The sequence below is a fragment of the Ewingella sp. AOP8-B2-18 genome (genome assembly GCF_052376015.1).
Classification (GTDB): domain Bacteria; phylum Pseudomonadota; class Gammaproteobacteria; order Enterobacterales; family Enterobacteriaceae; genus Ewingella; species Ewingella allii.
This window is the reverse complement of sequence record NZ_JBQSVB010000001.1, coordinates 701,350-722,388: the sequence shown is the minus strand read 5'-3', so window position 1 is coordinate 722,388 and position 21,039 is coordinate 701,350. Positions and strand designations below refer to the sequence as shown.

Sequence of the window (21,039 nt, the reverse complement as noted above, 5' to 3'; positions counted from 1 at the left end):
TAAGGGAGAAATAATGACCGTGACCATAACCAAAGAGAAGCTGCTGCCGGTTGAGCTAAACCAATTGGACAAAATTGCTCTTCGCCAGCAGTTGGCCGAAGCCCGCCAGCGGGTGCTAAAGAAAATCGACCGCAACAGGGTCAAATTCGAGGGGAAATTCCCGGCTGAAACCTGTGAAAACAATCATTTTGCGTTAACCGAAAATGTCGAGTGGACCACCAGCTTCTGGAGCGGACAGCTGTGGCTGGCGTGGGAGATGACCGGCGAGGCGAAATACCGGCTGGCGGCGGAGCAGCACATCCACTCCTTCGGCAACAGAATTGCTAATCGCATCGACACCGCCACTCACGACTTGGGCTTCCTCTATACCCTCTCCTGCGTCAGCGCGTGGCGACTCACCGGCAATCGCGAGGCGCGAGGCTTTGCCCTGCTGGCGGCGGATGCCCTCATGGAACGCTTTAACCCGCAGTCGGGGATTATTCAGGCGTGGGGCGATTTACGCGACCCGGAACAGGCTGGCCGGATGATCATTGACTGCAATATGAACCTGCCGCTGCTCTATTGGGCCACTGAGCAAACCGGGGAACCGCGCTACGCCGAGGCCGCGCGCCGCCATGCTCAGCAGGCCGCCAACTATATTGTCAGGCCTGACGCCTCGACCTTCCACACCTACTATATGGATACGGTGACCGGCGAGCCGCGCTTTGGCAATACTCACCAAGGCTATGCCGACGATTCATGCTGGTCGCGCGGGCAGGCTTGGGGGATTTACGGCTTCCTGCTCAGTTACCGCTATACCGGCGACAAGGAGATGGTGGAGTTATCGCGGCGACTGGCTCACTACTTCCTCAATCGCCTGCCGGAAGATGACGTCTGCCACTGGGATCTGGCCCTGCTCGGCACCGACCAGCCCCGCGACAGCTCGGCCGCCGCCATCGCCGTGTGCGGCCTGCTTGACTTGACCCAAGCGCTGCCCGCCACGGATGAAACACGCGCCTACTATGAGGAGATGGCGCTGCGCATTATGGCGTCGCTGACCGCCAATTATCTGGCGGCCGATGACGAAGATTGCGACGGCTTGCTCAAGCATTCCGTCTACCACATGGCGAGCGGCAAAGGGGTGGATCAGTGCTCTAGCTGGGGCGACTACTTCTATGTCGAGGCGCTGGTACGCCTGACGCAGTGCTGGAAACCCTACTGGTAAACTCTGCGCAATACCTCAAGGCGGCTGCGGCCGCCTGACTTCTCGCTGTCCCCCGCACTTATGACAAAAATGCGAGCCGGATCTCACTTATAAATTCAACCTCCTCCGCCAAATGCCGATGACTATAGATGGCGTTTTTCGTCACGGCAGGGTTAGCCCGCTGGCAACCCCTGATTGTTGAAGTGTGCAAAGAAAACCTCGCGTGCGTGGCCTGTACCCTATGCGCCCAGAGTTGTCGCACATGCAGGACTAACAGAGCGGAATAATATGGACACCTTTACCACGGCCATTCCCGGTGCAACCGAGAAGCCAGCCACCTCTTTTATCAGCAATATTCGCCTGATCACCTTGATCAGCACCATTCTCGCCGGGATCCTCATTCTGTTTGCCCTCTCCATCGGTACGTCGAGTTTCTTCCTCAAGCAGAGTAACGATGCGTTGGAAAGCGCCACGCAGGAGCTACAGATTCGCCTGGCCCTTTCCAACAGTTCAAACCATCTGCGCACCGCGCGTTTGCTGTTGATTCAGGCCGCCGCCGCCGCGCGCGTCAGCGATCAGGATACCTTTGAGAAGAACATTACTGAGGCGCAAAAGCGCATTAAGCAGTCGCAAGATGCCTTCAAGCAGTACATCGACCGTCCGCATCAAACCGAGACTGACCATGCTCTCGACGAGCCGCTGAAAAAGTCATATGACAATTATCTCAAGCAAGGCATGGCGCCGATGCTGGAGTCTGCCCGCCAGTCCCATTTTGAAGAAGTCATTTCGCAGGAAGCCGAAACCCTGCGCGGGCTGGATCAGGCCAACAACGCGCCGCTGCTGGCAGCCATTACTTATCGCACCGATACCGCCAATCAGATTAACCAGCGTGCCCACGCCGATGCCAAACTGGGCTACGCCCTGATGGCAGGCGCCTTTGCTCTGGCGCTGCTGCTGACGGTTATCACCTATTTCATTATGCGCAAAGTGATCATCACCCCGATTAACCGTCTGGTGAAGCGCATTCAGCACATCGCGCAGGGAGATCTCACACAGCCTTCCGACATCGCGGGTCGCAATGAGATTGGCGTGCTGAGCACTAACGTTGACCATATGCAGAGTTCACTCGCCAGTACCGTGCTGACCGTGCGCGAAGGCGCAACCTCGATTTACCAAGGCTCAGCCGAGATTGCCAGCGGCAACACTGACCTCTCCTCGCGCACCGAGCAGCAGGCCGCAGCCTTGGAGCAGACCGCCGCCAGCATGGAGCAGCTCACCGCCACGGTAAAACTCAATTCGGAAAACGCCCATCATGCCAGCAAACTGGCCGCCGACGCCTCCGAGAAAGCGCAGAAAGGCGGAGATATCGTCGCCAGCGTGGTGAGCACTATGGAAAACATCTCGCGCAGCTCGACCAAAATTGCCGAGATCACTAACGTTATCAATAGCATTGCTTTCCAAACCAACATTCTGGCGCTGAACGCTGCAGTAGAGGCTGCCCGGGCCGGTGAGCAGGGTCGCGGCTTTGCGGTGGTGGCAAGTGAAGTGAGAAATCTGGCGCAGCGCAGCGCGCAGGCCGCTAAAGAGATTGAACAGTTGATTGAAGAGTCGGTAGATCACGTGGGCGAAGGCAGCCTGCTGGTCGGCGACGCGGGCGACACCATGTATGAAATCGTCACTGCCGTCAGCCATGTGACCGACATTATGGACGAAATCGCCTCGGCGTCAGATGAACAGAGCCGTGGCATCAGTCAGGTAAGTCAGGCGGTATCGGAGATGGACGGCGTCACCCAGCAGAATGCTTCACTGGTGCAGCAAGCCTCTGCGGCGGCGGCCTCGCTGGAGGAGCAGGCAGAGCGCCTGACGCAGGCCGTCGCGGTGTTCCGCCTTGATAGCAAAGTAATCACCACTGCGCCCCGCCGCCCGACGTTGGCATTAGTTGAGCCACTGAAAGAGAACAAACTGGCGACCGATAACCAGAACTGGGAAACCTTCTAATCTCCAGTGCTGTTAGCCCCATAAACAAAAACACCGGATGCAGTCTCCTGCTCCGGTGTTTTTTAGTTTTAGCGAAAAGCCAAAGCGGTTAGTCTCTGCTGGCCACGCGAGGCTCAACGAAGGTGCCGTCTTTGCTGTCGACTTCGTTGAAGAACCAGATCCCGGCCGGGTAATCTTCCAGAGAAACCAGATACATCACGCCTTCGTAAAACTCTTCAATTTCCAGAACCTTGCCTTCACGGCGCGGGCCGCCGTCGGTCTTAACTGTCACCAGATCGTTAACTTTCATCGAGTTACCCCGTTATTATCCATGTTGTTGATTGTAGTACAGTGCGCCTTAAAAGGCATGCGGCTTAGACTTTGGCAACGCGTTTAGCGAGAAATACCGTGCATTAGATAAAGGCTTTGGCAAAATCCAGACGTAAAAAAACCCGCATATGCGGGTTTTTGTAATCTTCGTTAATGTGCTGTAACCAGCGCAAAAGCGAGATTAGATAGCGGTAACGTTAGCCGCAGACGGACCTTTAGCACCGTTCTCGATAGAGAACTGTACATTCTGGCCTTCAGCCAGGGTCTTGAAACCTTGATCCTGGATTGCAGAGAAGTGTACGAACACGTCTTTGCTGCCATCAGCAGGAGTGATGAAGCCAAAGCCTTTAGACTCGTTAAACCACTTAACCTGACCTTTCATCATAGACATAGGAATTACCTTTAAAAAATAAATTTAGCCACCATGGGCATGTTATAGCCGGATTTCAGTCGTTACTTATGGAGGCACTAAGAAGGAAATTCGTCAGATCAGGGTTATCGAGGATAACGCTTTAAATTTGAACCACTTTACTCAGGATGTCGTGCATAAATAGGTCTGTACCACAGGCCGGAACGTATTTACTCATGACTGCCTCCTAATAGCAACTCTTTTTATCTAATAACCTGCCTAAAGTAACGAAAATGGCGCATTAATCATCAATGCGCTCGTTAAGCGTACGATTATTTGGTTTTTTATCAATAAGTTGAGATCTAAGCGCCGGCAATCGGGTGCCACAATGGTCGCAAAAACGTGCATCTAATTCATGGCCGATGTGATGACAGTGGCGGCAAGAACGCTGCTCACGCCCTTTTTGCAGTTCTTGCGACATATAGGCCGTCAAGATCCCCGTAGGTACCGCGATTATCGAATAGCCCAGCAAAATCAAAACGGAAGCCAGTACCCGTCCGAGCGGCGTGTGCGGCGTAATATCGCCATAGCCCACCGTGGTCAGGGTCACAACCGCCCAGTAAACGGAAGCGCCCAGCGAAGTAAAGCCGTCCCGCCCTCCTTCTATAGCAAACATTAACCCGCCGAACAGGCAGAGAATGATCGCCACGAAGCCGAAGAATAGGGTCAGCTTATGTCGCGCGCGCATCAAACTGCGCCACAGCACACCCGCCTCATTCATATAGCGCAGCAGCTTGAGCACCCTCAGCACGCGCAATATTCGCAGCAGGCGAATCAGCACCACCATATCGCCGGTACTCACCAGCGACGGGAATAGCCAGAGGATATAGAGCGGCAGAATGGTCAACAGATCCACCAGCCCGAAGAAGCTCAGCGGGTAGCGCTCTTTGCTCGGAGTGGCAAAAATGCGCAACACATATTCCACGGTAAAAATCGCGGTAAAGCCCAGCTCGATCAGACCGAAGAACTGCATGATGTTGGGCGTATGGGGGAAAAGAGTGTGCGCGCTGGATTCAAAAAACAGCGCAATCACGCTGAGAATGGCGGTCAGAACCCAGAACGCCTCCATGCGACGCCCGCTGCGGGTACGGTTATCAAATAGCAGCTGGTAACAACGCCAGCGCAACAACGCGATGAAACGGAACCGATGTGCCATAACAGTGCTCATCCTGAGAAGATAATGGCTCAAGAATAGCTATTTTCTGGCTAGAAAACTTATTCTCGCGCCCTTCCCGGCTTATTTAGCCAAATTCAGATATAAAAAAACGCCGATTATCCCAATAGATAAACGACGTTTTTGTTTTCAGGCCATGTTCTGTATTCAGACCATAAACTGATTAGTCCATTAATTCCGATACGGCATGGCGCACATAGGCGGTAATTTGCGCCAGGTCCTCAGGATCGGCGTTGCCGCCGCCAATGGAACGCACGGTATTTTCCAGATGGCCAATATCCTGTTCGACTTTTTTAGCAATCTGAACTTTTACGATGGTATCGACCGAGGAAATAAAGGCCCGCATCACCGCTTTTAACGCATAGATTTCACAAAAAGAGTCGTAGGCAGGCTTATCAGCGGGCACTGCATCTACAATTTTTGCGCGCGGTGGAAGGTTTTTCAGACCGTCCACGTGTTCAATCATCAGATCAATATCTCTGATTAATTCATCAAAATTCTTTGCCACTGATTTTCCTTCGCTCGGCGAAAGCCGAAGAATACCACCGCCGTCACAAACCGAGAAGTCAGCGAAGTGGTGAAAGATGAAATTTCAGCACGCAATGATTTCATCCCGCCCCTTTTTGCTCAGAATGACCATAAAAAAACGCCCACAAATCGAAGTTTGCAGGCGCATGAGTTAGACGACTATCAGGCAAATCGCCGAAGATTAGGCGTTTTTAAGAGACGCCATATCCACCACGAAACGGTATTTCACGTCGCTTTTCAGCATACGCTCATAGGCACCGTTAATGTCCTGCATATCGATCATCTCGACGTCACAACCAATGTTGTGCTCGGCGCAGAAATCCAACATTTCCTGAGTTTCAGCGATACCGCCAATCAGTGAACCCGCGACGGTTTTACGCCCGCCCACCAGCTTGCCGCTGTGGATTGCAGGCTCGATTGGCTCGATCAGGCCGACCAGAATATGGGTACCGTCGCGTTTCAGCGTGTTCAGGTACGGGTTGAGGTCATGCTGGTTTGGCACGGTATCAAGGATGAAGTCGAAGTGGTTTTTCACCGCGTCCATCTGCTTTTCATCCGTAGAAATCACCACGTGGTCAGCACCCAGACGGTAAGCTTCCTGCTCTTTACCGGCGGAACGGGTGAACAGCGTGACGTCGGCGCCCAGCGCTTTAGCAAATTTCAGCCCCATGTGGCCCAAACCGCCCAGACCGACAACCGCCACTTTATGGCCTTTGCCGACTTTCCAGTGACGCAGCGGGGAATAGGTGGTGATACCGGCACACAGCAGTGGCGCTGCAGACTTAATATCCAGCTTTTCAGACACGCGCAGCACAAACTTTTCAGAGACGACGATCTGCTCTGAATAACCGCCGTAGGTCATCATGTTGTCATGACGATCGTAGCTGTTGTAGGTCATGGTTGCGCCTTCTTCACAGTACTGTTCCAGGCTCTCGGCGCAGGAATCACAGTGCTGACAAGAATCGACCATACAGCCCACGCCGACAGTATCACCGACGCTGAAGCCCTTAACTTTGGCGCCTACCTGAGTAATGCGGCCAATGATTTCGTGTCCCGGAACCAGCGGATAGATGCTCTGATGCCATTCATTACGTGCCTGGTGGATATCTGAGTGACAGACGCCGCAGTACATAATGTCGATAACTACGTCAGTATCACGCGGTGAGCGACGTTCAAAATTGTGGGGTGCCAATGGCGCAGTGGCTGACGTAGCAGCAAAACCTCGGACGTTAAGTGTCATGAGTTCTCTCCTGAGGGGTTATCGTTAGACATAAATGCCAGCGCAACCTGCGCTAACGATATTAAGTATGCCCCTTGGCAAGTGGGATTTCGTATAACGATCCTCGCGATTACTTGCCCGAATCTGTTTTTCTCAGGATTTTTGACGCGGTATCCCAAGAGGTGCGGCATTAACACCGCACCTCAGGGGGAAATATGACGAGTTTTACTTCAAGAAGGGAACCTAGGGTAAAGGTTAAATCAGCTCAGCTTGTTTCAATTCGCTCTTCAGATAGGCGTAGTAAATCGGCGCGGCCACCACGCCCGGCAATCCGAAGGCTGATTCGAAGATAAGCATCGCCAGCAGCACTTCCCACGACTTGGCATTAATGCGCGTGCCGACAATGCGCGCATTGAGGAAGTACTCCACCTTATGAATGACAATCAGGTACGCCAGCACCCCGACGCCCACCCACAGTGACAGGGAGAGGCCGACAATGAAGATCACCGTATTGGAGATCAGATTGCCAATCACCGGCAGCAGCCCGCAGATGAAGGTAAAAGCCACCAGCGTTTTGGCCAACGGCAGGTGAATACCAAACAGCGGCAGAATGCCGAACAGAAACACACCGGAGAGCACGGTGTTAATCAGTGAGATTTGGAACTGGGCAAAAACTACATTACGAAATGCCTGAGCCAGCAGGCGCACGCGCTGCAACAGTTCGTTTTTCAGCGGGGCATCCTGACTCTCTTTGTCTGGGCGCTGCAAAGAGATAATCGCGCCCAGAATCATACCAATCAGCATGGTGACAAAGGCGTGGGCCGCGTTTTTGCCCACGGTTTGAATCATGGCGACGTGTTCGCGCACCCATTGCAGGAACTGGCGCTGTAGCTCTTCAATATTGGCGGGCAGATAGTGCAACATGACTGGCGAAATGCGCCCCTGTGCGTCACTCAGCAAGCGAGAAACCATGGCGTTGAAGGCCACCGGGTTCTTAATATCATCCATCAGGAAGTCGATAATCCCGGCAATCGCCAGAATCAGCACGCTCACTACTACGGTGCTGATGAGCGCCACCACCAGCCAGCGGGCGCGATCGCCACTGATGATTTTTTGGAAATGCGGTGTTAATCCATTAACCAGCTCGAACACCACGAATCCGGCGATAAAGCATGCCAACAGGTGCAGAGGCAGCACCAACAGTAGCCCCCCCATCACGATAAATAAACTCAGCCAGCGGATATGGTGCGATTTCATTAACTGCATTGTCTGCGTCCTTAACATTCAATTGCTGGGCATTGCGCCGTGCTCGGCCAACATCCCGGTCGTTAGCATAACATTGTTGATTATTGCCCAAGTTGTCATTCAGGAGATCAATAAGAAATTTTTGACAGTGGCGCACTGTCTTTTATCATAGGCATCAACCATCATGATGATTCTATTTTGATAAAGAAAATCTTAGTAACAGGCGAAGAAGATGTCCGAACTGATCCGAGAAAAACTGTCCCTGCCTAACGGGCATGATAAATTACTGCTTCACTCCTGTTGCGCCCCCTGCTCCGGCGAGGTCATGGAAGCGATTCAAGCCTCGGGCATTGAATACACCATTTTCTTCTACAACCCGAATATTCATCCGCAAAAAGAATATACCCTTCGCAAAGAAGAGAATATGCGCTTTGCCGAACAGCACGGTATTCCGTTTATTGATGCCGATTACGACACTGACAATTGGTTTGAGCGCGCGCGCGGTATGGAAAACGAGCCTGAACGCGGCATTCGCTGCACTATGTGTTTTGATATGCGTTTCGAGCGCACCGCGCTGTACGCTTATGAACACGGTTTCAGCGCCATCTCCAGCTCGCTGGGTATTTCCCGCTGGAAAGACATGAAACAGATTAACGGCTGCGGCGACCGTGCGGCAGCGCCTTATCCGGGCATGGTCTATTGGGACTATAACTGGCGCAAGAAAGGCGGTTCGGCGCGCATGATTGAAATCAGCAAGCGCGAACGCTTCTACCAGCAAGAGTATTGCGGCTGCGTTTATTCCCTGCGCGACAGCAATTTGCACCGCAAAGCTCAAGGCCGCGACCTGATTAAGCTCGGCGTAAAATATTACGGCGACGAAGACGACGAATAAGCCTTAACCATCGCCTTATTGTTCATTAACCCCGCAACCTGTCTCGCGGGGTTAATTCACTAATCTAAACTTCTCGCCCCGCACAATATTCCATGCTAAATAAAACACCCAGTTAATTAGCCTGAGCTTTATCTTAGACTCGCTTATTTTCCTCCCTCTTGTCCTGCCACTTATCAATTCACAGTCTTGCGCTGCACCGAACTGCTTGGTACTTTCCGAACAAAGCTGAGCGTTATTCCTCACTCGTCTACTTTATAACTCAAGGTTATTTTGTGGTTATTAGCGAGCAACGCGCAGCTTAAAAAATATAAAGACAGGACGTTGAGTTCATTCACAGATTACAGACAACAGGGGTAAGAAATATGTGGGTATTAATAGGCATCCCGATCGTGGTGCTGGGCTTTGCGCTGCGGTTTAATCCACTTTTAGTCGTCACCATTGCCGGTATCGCGACCGGCGCGGCGGGCGGCATGCACACGGTGGATATCATCAGCGCCTTCGGTAAAGCCTTTACCGAGAACCGCTATATGGGGCTGATTTGGCTGACGCTGCCGGTTATCGCCATCCTCGAGCGCAGCGGCCTGAAAGAGCGCGCGCGCGACCTGATCTCTAAGATCCACGCCGCCACTACCGGGCGCGTGCTGATGCTCTACTTCTTCCTGCGCCAAGTCACCGCCGCGCTGGGGCTGAACTCGCTGGGCGGCCATGCGCAGATGGTGCGCCCGCTGATTGCCCCAATGGCGGAAGCCGCGGCGGTCACTAAGTATGGCGATTTGCCTAATGACGTTCGCCAGAAAATTCGCGCTAATGCCGCCGCCGTCGATAACATCGCGGTGTTCTTCGGTGAAGATATTTTTATCGCCGTGCAATCTATCTTGCTGATCAAAGGCTTCCTGGAGCAAAACGGGATCTCCGTCGAGCCACTGCACCTCTCCGTTTGGGCCATTCCCACCGCCATCGCCGCGCTTATTATTCACTTTATTCGCCTGTGGCTGCTGGATCGCTCGCTGGCCAAGCGTTTTGATGCTCAGCATGGAGGCATTGCCAAATGATCAGCTTAGAATCGGTTTATATCCTCGCGGGCCTGATGTTCTGCGCCTACGCCATTTTCAATCTGTATGACAAAACTAACAACCGCCGTCTGGTTAACGCCCTGTTCTGGGGAGTGTATGGCGTGACCTTCCTGCTTGGCGGCGAGCTGCCGCACTTCGTGACGGGCTGTATGGCTATCCTGTTGGCGGTGATTGCCGGGACCGGCAAACTGGGCAAAGGCAAGTCGGATAACGACCAGCCGGAAGCCACCGCCAGACGTGAAGCCGGCGCCAAGCGCTTTGGCAACAAGCTGTTTATTCCGGCCCTGCTGATCCCTATCGTGACCTTGGTCGGTACCCTGACCCTAAAAAATAGCGGTCTGGTGGAGGCCAAAAACGTCACGCTGATCTCACTGGTGCTAGGCACGCTGGTTGCCTTTATCGTGGCGCTGGTGATGCTGCGCGACTCGCCGCTGAAGGCCATCAAGGCAGGCGGGCAGACCATGGACACCGTGGGCTGGGCGGCAATTTTGCCGCAGATGCTCGCCGCGCTGGGCGCGCTCTTTGCTCTGGCGGGCGTCGGTGGCGTGGTGGCCGACTTGGTGAAAAGCATCATTCCACTGGGTTCGCCGCTGGCGATTATCGTGGCTTACACTTTCGGCATGGCGCTGTTTACCATGATCATGGGTAACGGTTTTGCCGCTTTCCCGGTGATGACCGCGGGTATCGGCCTGCCGCTGATCGTCAACCAGCTGGGCGGAAATCCGGCGATTATGGGCGCTATCGGTATGCTGTCCGGCTTCTGCGGCACGCTAATGACGCCAATGGCCGCCAACTTCAACATCGTGCCCGCCGCGCTGCTCGAGCTTCAGGATAAAAACGGTGTCATCAAGGCGCAATGGCTGACCGGCGCCCTGTTACTGCTGGTGAACACCGCGCTGATGTATTTATTCGTGTTCCGCTTCTAACCGCCAACTCGGGAGAGATTGAAAATGACGATGCAACTGACGCCAGAAATGGCGTCCCGCTTTGCCCTGATGGCGCTGGATCACCTGAACCGCGAGTTTCCCAATAAGCTGATGCATGCCATGAGCGGGCCAGAAGACGCCCTAACGCCGCGCGCGCTGCACCCGATTTTTTACGGCAGTTATGACTGGCACTCCTGCGTTCACGGCTACTGGCTGCTGCTGCGCTTAATCGACAAATACCCGCAACTGCCGCAGGCCGAGCAGATTATTGCCATTGTTGAGCAGCACTTCACGGCGGAAAACGTTGCCGGGGAGATGGCCTATTTACAGCAGCCGCAGCATAAAGGGTTCGAGCGGCCTTACGGCTGGGCGTGGTTCCTGCGACTGGTGCAACAGTTAAACGCCATGAAGCTGCCGCAGGCCGCCGGTTGGGCGAAAACGCTGGCGCCGATGAGCCAGTTCTTCGAGCAGGCATTTTGTGAATTTCTGCCGAAAGCCACCTATCCGCTGCGGGTAGGGAGCCACTTCAACACCGCGTTTGCCCTGTCGCTGGCTTTAGAGTATTCGCGCAGCGTGGCGAATGACGCCTTAACCGCGCAAATCGAAGAGGCTGCCAAACGCTGGCATCTGCATGATGTGAATTGTCAGGCGTGGGAACCGGGCGGCGATGAGTTTTTATCCCCGTCTTTGATGGAAGCCGAATTGATGCGCCGCGTGTTGCCGCAGGCCGAGTTTTCCCAGTGGTTTAGTGACTTCTTGCCGGATCTGGCCCAGCGCCAGCCGCAAACGCTGTTTGTGCCCGCCACGGTTACGGACCGAACTGACGGCAAGATTGGTCATTTGGATGGGTTGAATCTCAGCCGCGCATGGTGTCAGCGTTCGCTGGCGGCGGCCCTGCCGACAGACGACCCGCGCGTCGCCCCGCTGCGTGACAGCGCCCAGCAGCATTTAAACAGCGCGCTGGACCACCTCGACACGGATTATATGGGCCAACACTGGCTGGCAACCTTCGCCCTGCTGGCGCTGGAAGCCTGATAATCCCCGGCCACTCGCAGCATCAGCGAATGATGCCGCGAGTGGATAAAGCAAAGAAATCCTCAAAACAGCGCAGCGCGGGGTGTGCTTTACTCAGGCGCTGCACCTCTACTTTCAAGGCTTCAATCGCCATTCCGCAATGATAGATTTGCTCATACACTCGGCGCATCACGGCCTGCTGCTGCTTATCGATAGAGAGGTAAGCTTCTGCCAACAGGTTAAACCCCTGCGGCACGGCGCGGTTGCCGCTGGCACGGACGAAAGGCGGAATGTCCTGAACCACGCAGGATTGCTCCGCAATCAGCGCCGAGAAGCCGATGATGCAAAACTGGTGAATCGCGCACATTGAGCCGACCTGCGCAAAGTCCCGCAACACCACGTGCCCCGCCAGAGCAGTGTTATTGCCGATCTCGGTGCTGCTGCCAATCAGGCAGTCGTGGCCAACGTGAACATTGGACAACAGCCGATTTCGATGACCGATAATAGTCGTCTGCGCGCCCTGCTGGGTGCCGCGATGGATGGTAGCGTTGCGGCCAATCTGGTTATTGTCGCCAATCTCAACTCGAGTTGGCTCGCCGCGATATTTTAAGTCCTGATTCACTTCGCCAATCGAGCAGAAGCGACCAATGTTGTTATTGCGGCCAATACGCGTGTGGCCGTTGATCACCGAGTGGGAGGCAATCACCGTCCCCTCACCTATCTCGACGTGCTCGCCAATTAGGCAGAATGGGCCAATCTGCACCCCCGCGCCGATAATCGCGCCGGGAGAAATAATTGCCTGAGTTGCCACCGTGGCAGAATTTGAGATCAACGCTAAACCCTCCAGAACCCGATTAAATCAGTCTCTGAGACAAGCTTTCTATAAGAAGAAAACGGACAAAATTCGAGGTCGCGCTGAAAAAACAGAAGGCATTCAGAAAGCACGGAGAGAGCACCACGCCTGAAATTTCCAGGCCGTGCGAGTTACCCAGCATACGGCGTTGCGCCGCCAAAAGACGGTTATATATTTTATTTATTTTATGAACTTTAGGCCCATGAACTGTCTGCAAACGCAGGTTAAGGCTTTCTTAAGCTTGCATCGCTAAAGTGGCGTCAGGTTGAGACATTCAGCTTCAGAATTTCCCCGGTATTGACCCTTTTCGTTGGAGCATTTCTTGCGTAATTTTATTCCTAAAATCAGCTACCTTTGGCTGACTTTACTGTTGAGTCTTTACTTTACCTTTGTCGTTAACTTCCCCATTTTATTGCACTTCTATCGGATCCTTAACGCGCTGCCGGCCTACAATCTGGGCTTTGCTCTCACCATTCCGCTGGTGCTGTTTGTCGCGCTGAATTTCGTCTTCACGCCGTTCAGCTTTCGGCCGTTACTTAAACCCTTCTTCATTATCATTCTGCCGATAAGCGCCTTGGTCAGCTACGCCATGCTTAAATATCAGGTAGTGTTTGACCGTGGAATGATTGAAAACGTTGTTGAGACCCAGCTGAGCGAAGCCTCTTCTTACCTCAACCTCTCCGTGGTGCTGTGGGTGCTGTTCACCGGCCTGCTGCCCGCCGTGCTGCTGTTCTTCACTCAGGTCAGTTATCCGAAATCGGCACTGCGCCGCCTTGGCGTGCGCCTGCTCTCCATGCTGCTCTCACTGCTGGTGATCGCCGCAGTGGCCGGGGTGTATTACAAAGACTACGCGTCGGTGGGCCGCAGCAATCGCACGCTGAATCTGGAAATTGTGCCGACCAACTATCTCTACAGCGCCTTCCAGTATTACAACCATCGCTACTTCACCCACGCCGGGCCGTTCGAGAAAATTGGCGAAGATGCCAAGCTGGTGCAGTCACCGGCGCAAAAACCAACCCTGATGTTTTTGGTGATTGGCGAGACGGCGCGCGAGCAGAATCAATCTTCCGGCGGCTATAGCCAGCCCACCAACGCCTTCACCCAGAAAATACCGGACGTGGTTTACTTCAACCACACCCGCTCCTGCGGCACCGCCACGGCGGTTTCGGTGCCTTGCATGTTCTCCAATATGAAGCGCGTCGACTTCAACAACAATAAAGCGCGCAATAGCGAGGGATTGCTGGATATTCTGCAACGCGCCGGGGTATCCGTGTCGTGGAAAGATAATGACGAAGGCTGTAAGGGCGTGTGCGACAGAGTGCCAAACGTCATCATCAGCACCGCCAAAGACAACAAACAGTGCGACGGCGACACCTGCTATGACATGGCGCTGCTGGATAATCTCGACGCCGAGGTCAAACGCGACGGTAAAAACCGGCTGATTGGCCTGCACCTGATTGGCAGCCACGGGCCGACCTACTTCAAACGCTATCCGCCGGAGTTTGCCGTTTTCAAACCCGACTGCCCGCGCAGCGATATTGAAAACTGCTCGCGCGAGCAGTTGATCAACACCTATGACAACACGCTGCGCTACACCGATTACGTGGTATCTCAGGTGATTGAGAAAGCCAAACAGTATCAGGACAGCTATAACGTGGCGGTGATTTACCTGTCGGATCACGGTGAGTCGCTGGGGGAAAATGGCCTGTATTTGCACGGCACGCCTTACAGCGTGGCGCCGGCGGAACAGACTCACGTGCCGATGCTGTTTTGGCTGTCGCCAGGCTACGCCAGTGCCAATGGCGTCAACCTGTCGTGTTTACAGGGGAAAGGCAAAAATGCCGAGGTGTCGCAGGATAATTTATTCCACACCGTTCTGGACGCCATGAACGTTCAGACCCACGAGCTGGACCCGCAGTTGGATATTCTACGCGAATGTAAAACGGCCAATTAAGGCAGCGAGTTAAGAGAGTGAATCCGCGCGGCGTGCCCCTCATGTTCGCCGCGCGGATGCTGTTATTGCGCGAGGGTTTTCAGCAGCGCGGCGTTAAATTTCGCCGGCTCTTCCATCTGCGGCGCGTGACCCAGCCCTTTAAATTCAATCAGCTTGGCGTGGGGAATGAGCTTGGCGGTCTGCTTGCCCAGCACATTGTAATGGCCGAGCTTGGCTTTCACCGCCGGCGGCGCGATGTCGCTGCCAATCGCCGTGGTGTCAGAAGTCCCAATCATCAGCGTGGTCGGCACCTTAAGGTCTTTAAACTCGTAGACCACCGGCTGAGTGAAAATCATGTCGTAAATCAGCGCCGAGTTCCACGCCACCAGCTTATGCCCCGGCCCGTTATTCAGCCCCGCCAGCATGTCTACCCAGCGATCGTACTCCGGCTTCCATTTATTGACGTAGTAAGTCTTCAATTCGTACTGACGAATACTGTCAGCCGAGAGTTTCAGCTCGCGGTCATACCACTGATCTACCGTGCGATAAGGCACGCCCTTGGCTTTCCAATCCTCCAGCCCGATAGGGTTGACCATCACCAGCTTTGAGACTTCATTGGGGAACATCAGGCTGTAGCGCGTCGCCAGCATGCCGCCGGTAGAGTGCCCGACAATCACCGCTTTCTTAATATTCAGACTTTTCAGCAGCTCATGGGTATTGGTCGCCAGCTGCTGGAAGCTGTACTGGTAGTCGCCCGGCTTGGTCGAGCTACAAAAACCAATCTGGTCTGGCGCAATCACCCTGTAGCCCTTGCCCGCCAGCGCCTTGATGGTGTCGCCCCAGGTCGCGCCGCAGAAATTCTTGCCATGCATCAGCACCACCGTCTGACCATTTTTATGGCCGACCGGCGCGACATCCATATACCCCATTTGCAGAGTTTCGCCCTGAGAGTTAAAGGAGAAGTGCTTTTGCGGATAAGGATAAGTAAACCCCTCAAGCTGCGGGCCATAAGAGGGAGTATCGGCCATCGCCAGGGGGCTTAACAGCAGGGAACACAAGGCGGCGGGAAGCAGAAATTTCAGTGGGGAGGGCATCGCTCAATCCTTAAAATCATCGCGGCCAACTGACCGCCTAAAAAACAAATCCTACAAAGTATAAGCCATCAAAGAAATCCTAAGAATGTAAACCCCCGTGTATAAGAGTATTGATCTAAGCCAGATGATACGCTCAGAAACATCATATTCGCCTGTTTTTAAAAACAGTTTTAACAGTAATAGGTTATATTTAGCCTATTACTTCGCCGCTCAATTATGACCTCGGGACTCTTCATTTTGCTAAGAGCCAAAATCATTCGACCTTATATCCGCGTCACCGCGTCAGCCTTGGTTTTCCTGCTGATCGTCGGGCTTGGCGTAGCCTCCGTTTCCTGGCAAACCATGCAAGGGCTGCAACATGACGGCCAGCAGCGTTTAGAGCAGGCGGTGAAGCAGATTGATAAGATGTTTGATAATGCCGATCAGGCCGCCACCGCCTTGCAGCCCTATCTCGGCCAATCCTGTAGTCGCGACGTGGTGCTGGAGATGCGGCGGCAAATTGCCATTGTCCCCAACGTACGCACGGTGAATCTGGCGACCGGTGACACCATCTACTGCACCGCGCTGTTTGGCCCGCAAGAGGGCGCGATCAATGACCGGCAGTATGTCGGCGGCAAGCTGTACCTGATGACCGGCAACGCCGTGACGCCGCGGCATCCGCTGATCGCCTACCGCCAGCAGCACGGCAATAACAGCATACTGATTGGCGTGGATGGCTATTACATGCATAACATCCTTGACCTGCTCAGCACCCGCTCGTCACTGATCATTCGCATTGGCGACCAGTGGATGGACCATCAGGGCAAAGTGCATTTAGGAGCAGACAACCTCAAAGGCACGCGCCTGCGTCTGGATTCCACCCGCTATCCCTATCAAATCGCCCTGTTAGTTCAACACGTCAACCATTGGCGCTACGTGCTCGACTACTCGCCATTCAGCCTGCTGCTGTTCCCGCTGCTCGGCGTATTCATGGGGTTGATGACCTATATGCTGCTGGGACGCGTCGGCACGCCTCTGGCGATTTTAAAAGCCAGCGTCGCCAACCGCGAGTTTGTGCCCTACTTCCAGCCGGTGGTGGATGGCACCCATTATCAATTGACGGGTTGTGAAGTGTTGATGCGCTGGCAGCATCCGCAGGCCGGGCTGGTGCCGCCTTACCAGTTTATTCCGCTGGCGGAAGAGAGCGGGATGATTGTCGAGATGACGCGCCAACTGATGACCCAGACTCACGAGTATTTCGCCCCTCGGCTGTCGACCTTGCCGGACGGTTTCCATTTCGGCTTTAATATCTGTGCCAGCCATTTCAAAGATTTGAGCCTGATTGAAGATTGCAAAACCTTCCTCGACGCCTTTAAAGGCAAAAAAATCAATCTGGTGCTGGAGCTGACCGAGCGCGAGCTGATTGAGCCGAGCGACATCACCGACAGCCTGTTCAAAGCCCTGCGTCGCCTCGGCGTGTCTATCGCACTGGACGATTTCGGCACCGGCCACTCCAGCCTGACCTACTTACAAAAATTCCATATCGACTTTTTGAAGATTGACCAGAGTTTCATCGGCCGTATCGGCACTGACGCGCTTTCCGGGCATATCGTCGATAACGTGATTGATTTAGCCAAAAGGCTAGATATGGTGATAGTGGCGGAAGGCATTGAGACGCAGGAGCAGGTCGATTACTTAACGCCGTATCATTTGGAGTTCTTCCAAGGCTACTTCTTCGGTAAACCCGTGACACCAGAAGAGTTCTCCAAGCAGTGGTTGCAGTCCGATTCTCCCGCGCCGATAACCCTTGGCAAGGCGTAACGTGGTTTTAGTCACAGACATTTGCCGCCGTAACTGATTGAATACTCGGTGGACAGACTGAAATTGGGTATGAATTTAAATGTTCACTTTGCGAGCAAGACGATGATCAAGTGGCCGTGGAAATCGAATGAGCTTCAGACCGACAAGTGGCAACAGTGGCAAGACGCGCTGGATATTCCACTGTTTGCCTCGCTAGACGAGCCAGAGCGCCAGCGTCTGGTGAAAGTCGCCGGTCAACTGTTGAGCCAAAAACGGCTGGTGCCGCTGCAAGGCATCGAGCTGAACGAGCAGATGCAGGCGCGCATCGCCCTGCTGTTCGCCCTGCCGGTGATGGAGCTTGGCGCGGAGTGGCTCGACGGCTTCCACGAGATTTTGCTCTACCCAGAGCCTTTTGTGGTGGACACCCCGTGGCAGGATGACAATGGTCTGGTTCACGCGGGTTCGCAGGTGCACTCCGGCCAGAGCTGGGATCAGGGGCCGATTGTGCTGAACTGGCAGGATATCGAGGACTCTTTCGACACCTCGGGCTTTAACCTAATCATCCACGAAGCCGCGCATAAGCTCGACCTGCGCAACGGCGGCGAAGTCAGCGGCATTCCCCCTATTCCGCTGCGCGACGTGGTGGCCTGGGAACATGACCTGCACGCCGCGATGGAAAATTTGCAGGATGAGATCGATATGGTGGGTGAAGAGGCCGCCAGCATGGACGCCTACGCCGCCAGTGACCCGGCAGAGTGCTTCGCGGTACTTTCCGAGTACTTCTTCAGTGCGCCAGAACTGCTTTCGAGCCGCTTCCCGCTGGTTTACGGCCATTTTAGCCGTTTTTACAAACAAGACCCGCTGGCAAGGCTGCTGCGCAACCAGCCGTGCGACGCTTAATCAACCTAAAAACTGTGACCTCGCCGCACCTTTTTTGCACTTTTCGGGCCTTTTTGCTCAGTTGCTGAACAGTCAGTCAAATAGCGCCATTTTGCCGTTGACACCTCGCGGGGCTCTAGATATCATGCGCCCCGTTCACACGATTCCTCTGTAGTTCAGTCGGTAGAACGGCGGACTGTTAATCCGTATGTCACTGGTTCGAGTCCAGTCAGAGGAGCCAAATTTAGAAAAGCCCGCTTAAGGAAACTTAAGCGGGCTTTTTGGTTTTTGTGTCTCTATTCGTATGCCCTATCCCTAACGCCAGCCCATCGCTGGTGCAACATGCTTAAGGATCGACTCGATCACGTGCACGTTGTAATCCACGCCCAACTGGTTGGGGACGGTCAGCAGAATGGTGTCGGCTTCGGCAATCGCTTCATCCTGTTTAAGCTGCTTAACCAGCGTTTCGGGATCTGCGGCATAGCTGCGGCCGAAAATGGCGCGGGTTTGCTCATCGAGATAACCGATTTTATCGCCGTCATTGCTGCTGGAGCCAAAGTAGGCGCGGTCACGGTCATTCATCAGCGCAAAAATACTGCGGCTGACGGACACTCTCGGCGCATGCTGATGCCCCGCTTCGGCCCACGCAGCGCGGTAAGCCCGAATCTGCTTCGCCTGCTGAATGTGGAACGGCTCGCCGGTTTCATCAAATTTCAGCGTCGAGCTTTGCAGATGCATTCCCAACTTGGCGGCCCAAATTGAGGTCGCGTTGGTCGCCGCCCCCCACCAGATGCGCTCACGCAGGCCAGCGGAATAAGGCTCTGGGCGCAGTAAGCCCGGTGGATTAGGGAACATCGGCTGCGGATGCGGCTCGGCGAAGCCCTTTCCGCGTATCACTTCTAAAAACTCTTCAGTGTGGCGACGCGCCATATCGGTGTCGGTTTCACCCTCGGCTGGCTGGAAACCAAAGTGACGCCAGCCGTCAATCACCTGCTCCGGCGATCCGCGGCTGATACCGAGTTGCAAACGCCCGCCGGAGATCAGGTCTGCGGCGCTGGCGCTTTCAGCCATGTACAGCGGGTTCTCATAGCGCATGTCGATCACGCCAGTACCAATCTCAATCTTACTGGTTTTTGCGCCGATAGCCGCCAACAGCGGGAATGGCGAACTCAGTTGGCGAGCAAAGTGGTGAACGCGGAAATAAGCGCCATCTGCGCCCAGCTCTTCAGCCGCCACGGCGAGATCGATGGATTGAAGCAGCACGTCAGACGCCGAACGGGTCGCCGACTGTGGCGATGGCGTCCAGTGGCCGAACGATAAAAAGCCAATCTTTTTCATAGTAAAAGTATCCTCAGATTCCGGCCTATCCCGAGAGGATATGGCGCAGCGATACCCTTACTCTACGCCTATCAGGATGAGAATAAATTTCATTTATTTAACCTAAGGGTTCAGTTTATTTGATGAATATTGGCGGATTATCACGCGTTTTTGCGCAGTCTGCGCAAATTGTCTCCCATCAGATTGTGGAAGCAAAAAAATCTTTGCTATCAACAATGTCACTCGATATTATTCGCCCCGTTCACGCGATTCCTCTGTAGTTCAGTCGGTAGAACGGCGGACTGTTAATCCGTATGTCACTGGTTCGAGTCCAGTCAGAGGAGCCAAATTAGAAAAGCCCGCTTAGGAAACTAAGCGGGCTTTTTGCTTTCCGATTCAAATCGTTAGAGCTACTTATCCCACCCTGACTGAATGGGTCAATATCTGGCGGAACTTGTCTATGTCGCAGATAACATACTCATTCGCGTTTTTTTGGATGTAGTTCTCTTCCATCAGCTGATTGATCACCCGCCGATAGGTGCGCTCGGAGCAGCCGAAGCGTTCGGCTTCGCGGTAAACCTGGGAGAAATCCACCAGCGGTTTTTGCTGCTGATGACGCTCGTAAAGGTCGGCGACAATGTTAAACACCAGTGGCTGTAAGAAGCGTTCCATGGTTTTTGCCATACCGCGTTGGTAGCTGAGGGATAGCAGCTGGCTAAGCCAAACGCCGACCTCCACGTGGCTGGTGAGGATGCTGTCCATCATCGCCAGCGGAATGACTTTCACCGCCATGGCCTCGTGAGCCACGACGGAAAACTGGCTGGGCGTCTGGGTGAGATATTCGATTTCACCAATGATAGTGTCACTGACAAAACGCTGGCCGAGGCTGAAGGTCTTACCGTTTTCGGCATTGTAATGCATGGTGTATTCGCCGAGGGTTATCCAGTACAACGCCTGAATCTCTTCCCCCTGACGCAAAATGAACTCATCGGGGCCAATCACTTTGTCTTTGAGTGGCGCGGCGTGCACCGCGTCGCGCAGGATTTTGTATCCGCGCTGAGCGTATTGCTGAATGATTGTCATGATGTCGTCGCTCTCCGACCGGCCCGAAATAATAGTTAAGTGAGTAACGCCAACCCTGAGGATTACCCATCGCGCCGCTCGCGAAGTCGAGGGGCTGCTGAGACTAACGATCGGCCCTGATCTTTGTCAAT

19 protein-coding genes and 2 tRNA genes are annotated in these 21,039 nt (G+C 54.0%); 11 read left to right on the top strand and 10 right to left on the bottom strand.

Annotation, left to right across the window (positions count from 1 at the left end; all coding sequences use genetic code 11):
• Nucleotides 1–13: 13 nt before the first annotated feature.
• Both ACT3RR_RS03335 and ACT3RR_RS03330 read left to right on the top strand, forming a co-directional pair.
• Nucleotides 14–1,204: a glycoside hydrolase family 88 protein gene (locus ACT3RR_RS03335; protein WP_496199732.1), complete on the top strand. Its 1,191-nt coding sequence runs from the start codon at nt 14–16 to the stop codon at nt 1,202–1,204.
• A gap of 267 nt (nt 1,205–1,471) precedes the next feature.
• Entirely contained in the window at nt 1,472–3,181 is a 1,710-nt protein-coding gene (locus ACT3RR_RS03330) for a methyl-accepting chemotaxis protein (RefSeq protein WP_496199731.1), read from the top strand.
• An 88-nt stretch (nt 3,182–3,269) separates the two neighbouring features.
• Here ACT3RR_RS03330 and dsrB read toward each other — a convergent pair whose 3' ends face one another.
• The 6 genes from dsrB to ACT3RR_RS03300 all read right to left on the bottom strand — a co-directional run bounded on the left by dsrB (nt 3,270) and on the right by ACT3RR_RS03300 (nt 8,086).
• Complete coding sequence (gene dsrB / locus ACT3RR_RS03325) at nt 3,270–3,470, bottom strand: protein DsrB (RefSeq protein ID WP_353501691.1); 201 nt, start codon at nt 3,468–3,470, stop codon at nt 3,270–3,272.
• A gap of 201 nt (nt 3,471–3,671) precedes the next feature.
• The gene (gene cspE / locus ACT3RR_RS03320) at nt 3,672–3,881 is read right to left on the bottom strand and encodes a transcription antiterminator/RNA stability regulator CspE (protein WP_034789491.1); all 210 of its coding nucleotides are present in this window, start codon (nt 3,879–3,881) and stop codon (nt 3,672–3,674) included.
• A 259-nt stretch (nt 3,882–4,140) separates the two neighbouring features.
• Nucleotides 4,141–5,055: an ion transporter gene (locus tag ACT3RR_RS03315; RefSeq protein WP_496199730.1), complete on the bottom strand. Its 915-nt coding sequence runs from the start codon at nt 5,053–5,055 to the stop codon at nt 4,141–4,143.
• 181 nt (nt 5,056–5,236) lie between these two features.
• Nucleotides 5,237–5,581, bottom strand: a complete 345-nt coding sequence (locus ACT3RR_RS03310) for a hypothetical protein (RefSeq protein ID WP_034789488.1) — start codon at nt 5,579–5,581, stop codon at nt 5,237–5,239.
• Nucleotides 5,582–5,782: 201 nt separating this feature from the next.
• Nucleotides 5,783–6,841 (bottom strand): NAD(P)-dependent alcohol dehydrogenase, encoded by a 1,059-nt coding sequence (locus ACT3RR_RS03305; protein WP_353501688.1) that lies wholly within the window; start codon nt 6,839–6,841, stop codon nt 5,783–5,785.
• A 234-nt stretch (nt 6,842–7,075) separates the two neighbouring features.
• Nucleotides 7,076–8,086: an AI-2E family transporter gene (locus ACT3RR_RS03300; protein WP_353501687.1), complete on the bottom strand. Its 1,011-nt coding sequence runs from the start codon at nt 8,084–8,086 to the stop codon at nt 7,076–7,078.
• Nucleotides 8,087–8,297: 211 nt separating this feature from the next.
• Between ACT3RR_RS03300 and ACT3RR_RS03295 the strand changes: the two genes are divergently transcribed.
• From ACT3RR_RS03295 to ACT3RR_RS03280, 4 genes are all read left to right on the top strand, one after another.
• Nucleotides 8,298–8,957: an epoxyqueuosine reductase QueH gene (locus ACT3RR_RS03295; RefSeq protein WP_353501686.1), complete on the top strand. Its 660-nt coding sequence runs from the start codon at nt 8,298–8,300 to the stop codon at nt 8,955–8,957.
• A 362-nt stretch (nt 8,958–9,319) separates the two neighbouring features.
• Nucleotides 9,320–10,009 carry a DUF969 domain-containing protein gene (locus ACT3RR_RS03290; protein WP_185688032.1) on the top strand — a complete coding sequence of 230 codons (690 nt, stop codon included), beginning with the start codon at nt 9,320–9,322 and terminating at the stop codon, nt 10,007–10,009.
• Nucleotides 10,006–10,956, top strand: a complete 951-nt coding sequence (locus tag ACT3RR_RS03285; protein ID WP_496199729.1) for a DUF979 domain-containing protein — start codon at nt 10,006–10,008, stop codon at nt 10,954–10,956. The genes ACT3RR_RS03290 and ACT3RR_RS03285 overlap by 4 nt, the downstream gene beginning before the upstream one ends.
• A gap of 30 nt (nt 10,957–10,986) precedes the next feature.
• Nucleotides 10,987–11,991 carry a DUF2891 domain-containing protein gene (locus tag ACT3RR_RS03280; RefSeq protein ID WP_496199824.1) on the top strand — a complete coding sequence of 335 codons (1,005 nt, stop codon included), beginning with the start codon at nt 10,987–10,989 and terminating at the stop codon, nt 11,989–11,991.
• A gap of 22 nt (nt 11,992–12,013) precedes the next feature.
• Here ACT3RR_RS03280 and lpxA read toward each other — a convergent pair whose 3' ends face one another.
• Nucleotides 12,014–12,802 carry an acyl-ACP--UDP-N-acetylglucosamine O-acyltransferase gene (lpxA, locus tag ACT3RR_RS03275; protein WP_185688035.1) on the bottom strand — a complete coding sequence of 263 codons (789 nt, stop codon included), beginning with the start codon at nt 12,800–12,802 and terminating at the stop codon, nt 12,014–12,016.
• Between the two features lie 343 nt (nt 12,803–13,145).
• Between lpxA and ACT3RR_RS03270 the strand changes: the two genes are divergently transcribed.
• Nucleotides 13,146–14,777: a phosphoethanolamine transferase gene (locus ACT3RR_RS03270; protein WP_496199728.1), complete on the top strand. Its 1,632-nt coding sequence runs from the start codon at nt 13,146–13,148 to the stop codon at nt 14,775–14,777.
• A 62-nt stretch (nt 14,778–14,839) separates the two neighbouring features.
• On the opposite strand, the gene ACT3RR_RS03265 is transcribed toward ACT3RR_RS03270, so the two are convergent.
• Nucleotides 14,840–15,850, bottom strand: a complete 1,011-nt coding sequence (locus ACT3RR_RS03265) for an alpha/beta fold hydrolase (protein WP_496199727.1) — start codon at nt 15,848–15,850, stop codon at nt 14,840–14,842.
• A 237-nt stretch (nt 15,851–16,087) separates the two neighbouring features.
• Here ACT3RR_RS03265 and ACT3RR_RS03260 point away from each other — a divergent pair, with 237 nt between their 5' ends.
• The 3 genes from ACT3RR_RS03260 to ACT3RR_RS03250 all read left to right on the top strand — a co-directional run bounded on the left by ACT3RR_RS03260 (nt 16,088) and on the right by ACT3RR_RS03250 (nt 18,749).
• A complete protein-coding gene (locus ACT3RR_RS03260; RefSeq protein ID WP_496199726.1) occupies nt 16,088–17,650 on the top strand; it encodes an EAL domain-containing protein in 1,563 nt (520 codons plus the stop codon).
• A 102-nt stretch (nt 17,651–17,752) separates the two neighbouring features.
• The gene (gene mtfA, locus ACT3RR_RS03255; RefSeq protein WP_034789519.1) at nt 17,753–18,529 is read left to right on the top strand and encodes a DgsA anti-repressor MtfA; all 777 of its coding nucleotides are present in this window, start codon (nt 17,753–17,755) and stop codon (nt 18,527–18,529) included.
• 144 nt (nt 18,530–18,673) lie between these two features.
• Nucleotides 18,674–18,749 (top strand) — tRNA-Asn (locus ACT3RR_RS03250).
• Between the two features lie 74 nt (nt 18,750–18,823).
• Here the strand turns inward: ACT3RR_RS03250 and ACT3RR_RS03245 are convergent.
• On the bottom strand, nt 18,824–19,846 hold the full coding sequence (locus ACT3RR_RS03245) for an LLM class flavin-dependent oxidoreductase (RefSeq protein WP_278880845.1): 1,023 nt from the start codon (nt 19,844–19,846) through the stop codon (nt 18,824–18,826).
• Nucleotides 19,847–20,096: 250 nt separating this feature from the next.
• Between ACT3RR_RS03245 and ACT3RR_RS03240 the strand changes: the two genes are divergently transcribed.
• Nucleotides 20,097–20,172: transfer RNA gene (locus ACT3RR_RS03240), tRNA-Asn, on the top strand.
• A gap of 67 nt (nt 20,173–20,239) precedes the next feature.
• Here ACT3RR_RS03240 and ACT3RR_RS03235 read toward each other — a convergent pair.
• Complete coding sequence (locus ACT3RR_RS03235) at nt 20,240–20,908, bottom strand: Crp/Fnr family transcriptional regulator (protein WP_496199725.1); 669 nt, start codon at nt 20,906–20,908, stop codon at nt 20,240–20,242.
• Nucleotides 20,909–21,039 lie beyond the last annotated feature (131 nt).